General features: G+C 65.3%; 1 protein-coding gene. It reads right to left on the reverse strand.

Going from position 1 to position 487, the window contains the following annotated elements:
• Positions 1-373: alcohol dehydrogenase catalytic domain-containing protein (locus tag ACWTU8_RS32370; protein ID WP_455851317.1), on the reverse strand; the 373-nt coding region annotated here is incomplete at its 3' end.
• Positions 374-487 lie beyond the last annotated feature (114 nt).

Consider the following 487-nt stretch of genomic DNA (forward strand, 5'->3'; position numbering starts at 1 on the left):
CATGGGCGCTGATGCCTTCCGGCAGCGGCACCAGCCAATCGCCCTTGACGCGGGCGCGCCCGGCATAGGCGCCGAAATGCGTCTCGCCGACGCCCCAGCCATTCAGGATGACCTTGTCGCCCTTGCGCCAGTCGGGATTGGAGGACGAGATGACCGTGCCGGCGAAGTCGATGCCCGGCACCAGCGGCCAGCGGCGGACCACCGGCGCCTTGCCGGTAATCGCCAGTCCATCCTTGTAGTTCACCGTCGTCGCCTCGACCGCGACGGTGACGTCACCCTCCATCAGGTCGGCTTCGGTGAGGTCGGTCACGGCGACCGACTGTTTCTTGTCGGCGTCGCGCGAGACGAGGATGGCTTTAAAGGTTTCGGACATCTTTTTCTCCGCGCGCTTGCTTGGCATCCTGGACTGTGCGGCGACGGCCGCGTGGGGTCAATCCTTGGAAGGCTTGGCTTTGGAAGACTTGGCGTTCGAAGGTTCGCGGCGCCA

The sequence above is a fragment of the Mesorhizobium sp. BHbdii genome (assembly GCF_053848045.1).